Below are 7860 nucleotides of genomic sequence, written 5' to 3' on the forward strand. Positions count from 1 at the left end.
AATTTCACGAGCTACGCTCGGCTTTTCTGCTATGATGACTTTCATTTGTTCTTACTTTTGGGATATTAGTGGTGGCGGATTACATTTTCATCCCCTTGGAACGCTTTTTCTCTTCTTGCTTTTGTTCCTGCCCCGTGGTAGGCTCTGTCTGTCCCTGCTTGAGCGGCTCCTTCACATGCTTGGTAGCCTCGTTGGTCTTACCTTCGGAATTGACGGCGACCTGCGTGCGGGAAGCATTGTCGGGAGTAACCTCTTTGGCTTGGGACTTGTCAGGATTCCATTTGAGGAAGTCAAACTTGTTCTTCTCGAAGTTTGGACGCACATAGGCATTGAAAGGCTCTCCCTTCTTGTCGATAAGCCCGGTCATATAGACCGTCTGACCTGCTTTGAGTTTCGCTTGCTCTTCGGGAGAGATGTCACGTCCCAACATCTTCTTAGGGACACGCAGTTCTTTCTGCTCCGTTTGTTCCTGTCCTTCGGGAGCTTGTCTTTGGCGTTGTTCTTGCTTGGGAGAGCCGAAACGAAATTCAATAGACCGCTTGTCGGCATTGAATTGAAGGTTGGCATTGAAATGCTTTCCCGTTTTGGAGGTCATGCCCTCCACATAGATGCTTCTGCCTTCCGAGAGTTCCTTTTTCTGCTCATCGCTCAGTTTCACACCCTTGATTTCATCGGGAATGCGTACTCTGTCGGCACTCAGGGCGATGATGTCGTTCGTTAGGCGGTCGATACTCACGAAACTGCGGGTCGGCTCATCTTTGCCGGGGAAGGTCAGCTCCACGGTGCGACCGAGATTACCCGTTTCTCTGAGGGCTTTCTTGTCCTCGTCGGTGAAGGTATGCCCGAAGAACTCGCGCTCCAATTGCGGCTCCTTGCGGATGGCGTGGATGACGGGGATAAACATACCGTCTCCGGAGGCTTTCAGGGAAAGACGGGCATCGGTGTAGAGGGAGACTTCGCCGATTTTGATGCTGATGGGAACAAGCGGAGTCTTGCGATATTGAAGCAGGTCATCAAGATGCTTGCCCTTTTCCAGACTTTCACGGCTTACGCCCATCTGCTCGAACTGCTCCCACTTCACCTTGTCGGGGTCAATGCCTTGGAAGGACTGTTTCTGCTCCCCTGCATAGTCCGCAGGATTGATACGGGCGGAATCCAGCATCTCCTTATTGGAGGGGACTTCCGGAGCTTTGAGCATCTCGGAGAGAACCCGTGCGCTGGCAACGGCACTCTCAAAAGGCACTTTGAAGAAGTTCAGCGGTGTGGGATGCTTGAACTGACGCATGAAGTTGGAGAGGAAATTCTCCAGCGCATTGCTGTGCTTGTCGAACTTCAGGAAGCTCTGTTCATGCTCGGCGGTGGGCGGAACGGTTTTCAGTCCGCCTTTCTCGTCCGTACCTGTGACGGCTTTGAGATTCTCGTCTTTCTGATCCTTGACCAAAAGGACTTCTTGGTCTTTGATTTTTTCGTCCATGTTACTATGTATTTAATGGCACCAACAGCGGTGCACGGGCAAAAGTAAACCAAAGAAACAGTGTATGTTATAGGTTTGAGATAACTGCGTACTTGTGGCGTCGATATGGATAGAAGTGGCTATTATGAACAACAACTACCATATATATATGCTAATCTAGCAAAATTCTCCCATAAAAGCTTGCAGGTTTATACCGAATGGTATATCTTTGCGGTATGGAAAAAGAAAGGAAATATAGCAAGGCTGAAAAAACCACTCAATTTATCATTGAGCAAGTTGCTCCTATATTTAACAAGAAAGGGTATGTTGGGACTTCATTATCAGATTTAACAGAAGCAACAGGCTTAACTAAAGGTAGTATTTACGGTAATTTTAAGAATAAAGACGCTGTCGCTATTGAGGCTTTTAAGTACAACCTAACCGTTATAACAAGTTCTTTTTTTGAAGAGATATCCAATAATTCAATTTCCCCACTTGAGAGATTATTAACTTTGCCCAAGACTTATCAAAAAAGATATAATAATATTATTGAAATGGGTGGGTGCCCAATTATTAATACTGCCGTAGATGCAGATGATACACACCCTCAATTAAAAAAAATAGTACAAAATATAGTATTGAGGATAGAAAACTCTCTTGTTAGCGTTATAAAAGAAGGTATTTCAGAAGAACAAATAAAATCACAAACAGACCCTAATCAAATTGCGGAAATAATGATTTCTTTAGTTGAAGGTGGTTTTATGATGGCTAAGGTTCTTGATAAGAAAGAATATTTTGAGAATGCCTTAAAACAGTTAGAAGATATTATAAAAGGATTGAAAAAATAATTTTTTTACCAAAGAATATACCAATCGGTATATTATAAAAAAAGAAGAAAAATGGAAACATTGATTAAGAGAGGGGCAACATCAAAATTGCCAACAGAATACGGATATTTTTTAGCGACTCCATATATCCAACAGTCTAATGGGCTAGAACATTTGGTATTACTAAAAGGGGAATGGAAAGAATCTGATAGCGTATTAGTTCGAATACATTCTTCATGTATGACAGGGGATATTTTTGGTTCGTGTAGATGTGATTGTGGAGCACAATTACACGAATCAATGCGGATGATTGAAAAAGAAGGAACAGGAATAATTATCTATTTAAATCAAGAAGGTAGAGGAATAGGCATTTTCAATAAAATACATGCTTATCAATTGCAAGATGAGGGATTAGATACAGTCCAAGCTAATTTAGCACTCGGGTTTCGTGCAGATGAACGAGATTACATGATAGGTTGCAAAATTTTAGAAGACCTGAATGTTAATAAAATCAGATTGATAACCAATAATCCTGATAAGGTTGAGTCGTTGAAACAAGCTGGTTTTAAATTTATAGATATTGTTCCTATTGAAATTGATTCAAATCCAGAGAATAAATTTTACTTAGAAACAAAAAAGAATAAAATGGGGCACTGGTTGAAAAATGTATGAATTAGCCTTAAAGTTGGGAATAAGTTCGGTAGATCATAAAGAAGATTATGAAAATGATAGTTGGCTTTACTATTATCTCTAATCATAATTCAAAATAAAAAGCATATGAAAAGATTAGTCAAGACATTTTCGTTCAGAGTAATCTCTTCGAATAATTCATCTGCTACAGAGCAACAGATTGCAACAGATGAATTAATCAAAGAGATCATTAATTTGAATGCAGAAGAGAATGATAACATTTCTCTACTCCGTATCCTCTGTTACACTCGATTCCGATTACAATCCCTGCAAAAGAACCCGTCATCGGACGGAGAGGGGGAAAAATGTGGCAGAATTATTGTCTGTCATTAATACTGAATTAGAACTGTTAAAAATGCAAATGCAGGGACTTCTACCAGATTTACCTAGTAAATCTGGTAAGAAGTTTTGTTGGACGGGTAAAGTCGTGGACTTGGTAGAATTGCTCTATGCTCTTGATACCTGCAACTGCATCAACTATGGAGAAATCGGTATAGAAGAATTGGCAGATGCCTTTTCCGAAATCTTTGGTGTGGAAATCAAGAACTGCTACAACGTCTATATGAACATGAAACGCCGCAAGGATGACAGCCGCACCTATTTTCTTGATGAACTCCGAGAGGAGCTGAACAAGCGTATGGTGGAGAGTGACCTGAAAGGCGGCAAGTTCAAGAAGCGGTAAATCAAAAGGGAGATACTCTGATTCGGAGTATCTCCCTCTGTCTTATTCTTTGATAAGCAGTTCCAATTTCTTGGCTATATCCTCGGATGCCGGAAGCAGTTCCTTATAGGCTTCGGGCAGTTCGGGCGAAAGGCTGTATGTCGCCACACCGATGGGCATTGCTGAAGTCTTGAGGGCATATTCCACAATCGTCCTGCTTTTGGATTTGCAAATGATGATGCCGATGGCAGGGTTTTCATGCGGCAACTTAACCGTCTCATTCAGGACATTGAGATAAAACTCCATCTTCCCTTTGTACTCAGGCTTAAACTCACCGATTTTCAGCTCCACGGCTATCATTGCCTGCAAGCGACGGTTATATAGCAACAGGTCAATAAAATACTCCCTGCCATCCACTTCCAGTCGGTACTGATTTCCCATGAACGAAAAGTCCGTTCCGAACTCCATCAGAAAAGAGCGGATATTCTTGATGATAGCCTGTTCCAGCTCATATTCCGAATGCCCCTCGCCCAATCCGATAAAATCCAAAGTGTACTCGTCTTTTACGGCAAGGACGGCTTGATTACGAATGTTTTCGGGTAGCGTGGTATCAAAATTGCTTTGTCCGAGCAGGAAGTTCTCATACGTCTTCAATTCTATTTTGTGTATCAGCACGTCTTTCGTCCATCCGTATTTCTTGGTTGCCAAGATGTAGAACTGTCTCTGTTGTGTCTCCTTACACTTGGTCAGAATGACGATATGTTTTGTCCAACTGATTTCTGCGACCAATGGTTGCAGAATTTCATTTGATTGATATTCAGAGTAGAATCGTGCCATATCCCACATATTTCTCGCACTGAATCCTTGTATGCCCGGAAACTCCTTTTGAATATCTTGGGAAAGGTTTTCCACAACAGATTTTCCCCAGCCGAGTGCTGTCTGCTGTACTGTAATACGCATGCCAATTTCCCAGTAAAGGGCTATCATCTCCTTATTGACAGCTTTCAACGCCTCGTATTGTGCGGAGCGAATGCGCTTGGTTATCTCGTCTCTGAAACTTTGGTATTCTGTCGAAGTGAGCGATATATTATGCATACTCATATTCTTTTCTTATAAGGTTTCCACAAGTTCTATCGAAAAGCCCTGATAACTCTATAGACAGCCCACAGGCAGGTGAAAGGAGCGGTGAAGACTCCTATGATGACAAAGAGGAGGAGTTTGAAGATATAGTAAAATACCCACTGCCAGTTTGTTCCTGCAATCATTTTATAGGGAATGAACTTCTCAGCGAAGAGATAGCCTGACCATATCGCCATCAGCACATATCCGGACATCCATCTCATATCCTCAAAACCTTTGGTTGCTAAGAAATTCCATCTGAAACCTATGACAAACAAGGCGATGAGAAACAACAGACTGAAGATGCTTCGCCAAATCTCACTACGTTTTCTTTTCTGAAAACAAGGTGTACAGAGTATCGGCTGATACCTTTCCGCACATTCGGGACACAGCCCTTTTCCGCAATCGGAACATTGGGCTACCGCCGGTTCTTGGGTATGATTAAAACAATTCATAGTGTCATCAATTAGCGTGTTCAAAAATACAAAAATTCTGCCTTAGAGCCAAGAAAAACAGCCATTATTTCTTGGTATTGAGCAGTTTGGAGAGTTCCGGATCGTCGGAAATTCGTTGCAACTCCCGTTCCACGATTTCCCGCACCTCCGTCTTGACACGGTCATAGTTTGCCTTGATTTCCTGCTCCATCATATCCTCTCCGTTTTCATTCGTGAAGTCTGTCAGAATGGGTATCGGGCGGTAAGCAGCCGTTTCCTTTGCAACTTTCGCATTGTCAACCACAATCTCACAGTGGAATATCTTCTGCTCGATACGTTCGGAGAAGTTATCGGCGACCGCTCCTACGAACATTCCCTGTGTGAGCGTGGAAATCTTACTCTGTGGGATAAGGCTGTCCATCTGCGTGGATATGGAGGTCGTTTTGTCGCTGCGGGTGATACTCATACTCTGTCGCTTTTGAAGCACCTTTCCGAAACGCTCCGATAAAGTCTTTGCCGTCTCGCCGACCACCTGTCCGGAGAAAATGTTTCCGACAGTATTCATCACTACAGCAGCTTCCTTGTCTCCATAATCGCGCTTCAGTTGCGAAAAGTCCTGAAAGCCCAAGCATACCGCCACCTTGTTGCTTCGTGCGGTGGCAATCAAGTTGTCCAACCCCTTGAAATAGATGGTGGGTAGCTCGTCGATGAGCACGGAACTTTTCAGCATCCCTTTCTTATTGATGAGCTTGACGATACGCGAATTATACAATCCCAATGCCGCTCCGTAGATATTCTGTCTGTCAGGATTGTTTCCTACGCATAGGATTTTAGGCTCCTTGGGATTATTGATGTCGAGTGTGAAATCATCTCCTGTCATAATCCAATAGAGCTGCGGACTTATCATCCTTGACAAGGGTATCTTGGCGGAGGCTATCTGCCCTTGCAACTGGTCAGCCGCCCCTCCGAGCCAAGCGTCCATAAAAGGAGAAAGGTAATTCTCCAATTCGGGATAAGAAGTCAGTATTGGGAAAATGTCTTCATACTTACGGCAGAGAAACTCAATAGCGTGCGGAAAGGTACAGTATTTTCCTCCCTCGAAAATGCGGAGATACCAAATGATAGCGGCAAAGAGTACGATTGGCGACTCCACGAAGAAATCTCCTTGTTTCTGTACCCACGTCTTGTTGAGGTTGAGCATGATGGTGTACGCCGACTCGTAGGCATCTGAAATGTCGCTCATGAAATCGGGGTGTATCGGATTGCAGCGGTGCGACCGACGAGGGTCGTCGAAGTTGATCACGTAAAACTTCGGTTTGACCTTATATCCTTTCGAGTGATGCAGCAGATGGTTGTAAACAATCGTGGAGAGGTCGGGATACTTGAAGTCGTAGCAGTAGATGGCAAAACCTTTTTCGATTTGCTGCTTGATAAAATTATTGATGATGGCATAGGACTTACCGCTGCCCGGTGTCCCCAAGACGGAGACCGCACGAAAAGGATTCACGACGTTTATCCACCCTCTGTTCCACTTCTTGCGGTAATAGAATCGGGTCGGCAGATTGACCGAGTACTCGTTCTCCAAAAGCTTTGTCTCCTGCATAAAGGATTCGTTCTCCTGATTGAAGACATCTTCCATCAGGTTGTTCTTCAAGAGTCGGCTCATATAGAGTCCCGCCATCAGCAGACACACATACCCGACAGTTATCGTAAAGGTATAGAGAACCGCATTGGCTTCAATGGGCAGAGGCAAGGCGAGTACCCACCAATTGAGGAAGAAAAAGACAAAGCCGACACCCATAAATGCCCATATTTTCGACCACGTGATATGCTCTTCTTTCACGCCCTTTGTACCCAAACAGGAAAGCCCCATCAGTACCAGCGCAAAGAGCTTGGTGTAAAGCATATTTCCAAATAGTCCCGCCGTGCGATGGAAATTCATCAGTATCCTGTCCACCACACCGATGTTCAGCCCCCATAGTTTGATGGCTTCATAGCAATACCAATAGAGATGGGCAACCACCAGTATGATACTTACGGCACGCAGAAAATCCATGATTTTCGCCAGTGCTCTCAAATCGTCTTCTTGTTGTGACATAATCTTTCTGTTTTTAGAGTTTACGTTGTTTTCTTTTCTTGCGCTGCATCCGTCTGCGGAACTGTTCTTCCTCCCAATCCGTTCCGTGTGTCTCCAAGGACAGGTCAAGTAAACCGCCCAAGACGGAATCTCCGTCCGAAGTCTGAGTTTGGGGAATACTGCCTTTCTCACTCTGCTGTATAGGAGCAGACAGTTCGGGATGCGGGCGGTCGAACCACTCGGCAACGGCGTTTGCCGAAAGTTCCTTGCCCAATCGTGAGCCATTGACGACACAGCCGTTGTTATGGTCTATAAAGGTGACACCATAGAGCCGCCCTTCCTCGTTCTCTCGGAAGATGACATCAATACCCCTGCGATGAAGGTTCCCACTGAAATCCTCTCTTGTGGCAGAACGCTTCAATGCTCCGGCTACGATTGCTTTGGTCTTAGAAGCAAGATGCTTTTCCTTCAGTTTCTCCTTTGACGCCTTGAATCTATTTTGCAGAGCTTCATATCCGACAGACTTCCCAAAGAGAGAGGATTTGAATACTTTTCCGACTTTATTCCCCTTGTCATCCGTGGCAAAGTAGAGAAGTCCC

7 protein-coding genes and 1 pseudogene are annotated in these 7860 nt (G+C 44.1%); 3 read left to right on the forward strand and 5 right to left on the reverse strand.

Annotated elements, in window-relative coordinates; translation table 11 throughout:
- Window positions 1-79: 79 nt before the first annotated feature.
- On the reverse strand, window positions 80-1474 hold the full coding sequence (locus BN93_RS15510; protein WP_019189203.1) for a DUF3945 domain-containing protein: 1395 nt from the start codon (window positions 1472-1474) through the stop codon (window positions 80-82).
- 215 nt (window positions 1475-1689) lie between these two features.
- On the opposite strand from BN93_RS15510, the gene BN93_RS15515 reads away from it, so the two are divergent.
- From BN93_RS15515 to BN93_RS15525, 3 genes are all read left to right on the forward strand, one after another.
- Window positions 1690-2301, forward strand: coding sequence for a TetR/AcrR family transcriptional regulator (locus BN93_RS15515; RefSeq protein WP_019189204.1), 612 nt, complete (start codon window positions 1690-1692; stop codon window positions 2299-2301).
- Between the two features lie 51 nt (window positions 2302-2352).
- Window positions 2353-2952, forward strand: a complete 600-nt coding sequence (gene ribA, locus BN93_RS17205) for a GTP cyclohydrolase II (protein ID WP_084768863.1) — start codon at window positions 2353-2355, stop codon at window positions 2950-2952.
- Between the two features lie 373 nt (window positions 2953-3325).
- A complete protein-coding gene (locus BN93_RS15525) occupies window positions 3326-3652 on the forward strand; it encodes an RteC domain-containing protein (protein ID WP_044261135.1) in 327 nt (108 codons plus the stop codon).
- Window positions 3653-3694: 42 nt separating this feature from the next.
- On the opposite strand, the gene BN93_RS15530 is transcribed toward BN93_RS15525, so the two are convergent.
- From BN93_RS15530 to BN93_RS15545, 4 genes and pseudogenes are all read right to left on the reverse strand, one after another.
- Complete coding sequence (locus BN93_RS15530; protein ID WP_019189207.1) at window positions 3695-4732, reverse strand: PDDEXK nuclease domain-containing protein; 1038 nt, start codon at window positions 4730-4732, stop codon at window positions 3695-3697.
- A gap of 29 nt (window positions 4733-4761) precedes the next feature.
- The gene (locus BN93_RS19130; RefSeq protein ID WP_004584101.1) at window positions 4762-4965 is read right to left on the reverse strand and encodes a hypothetical protein; all 204 of its coding nucleotides are present in this window, start codon (window positions 4963-4965) and stop codon (window positions 4762-4764) included.
- Between the two features lie 304 nt (window positions 4966-5269).
- Window positions 5270-7282: a conjugal transfer protein MobC gene (gene mobC, locus BN93_RS15540; protein WP_019189209.1), complete on the reverse strand. Its 2013-nt coding sequence runs from the start codon at window positions 7280-7282 to the stop codon at window positions 5270-5272.
- 13 nt (window positions 7283-7295) lie between these two features.
- A pseudogene (locus BN93_RS15545) lies at window positions 7296-7860 on the reverse strand (conjugal transfer protein MobB); the annotation flags it as partial.

It is taken from the genome of Prevotella conceptionensis 9403948, assembly GCF_000312305.1.
Lineage (GTDB): Bacteria > Bacteroidota > Bacteroidia > Bacteroidales > Bacteroidaceae > Prevotella > Prevotella conceptionensis.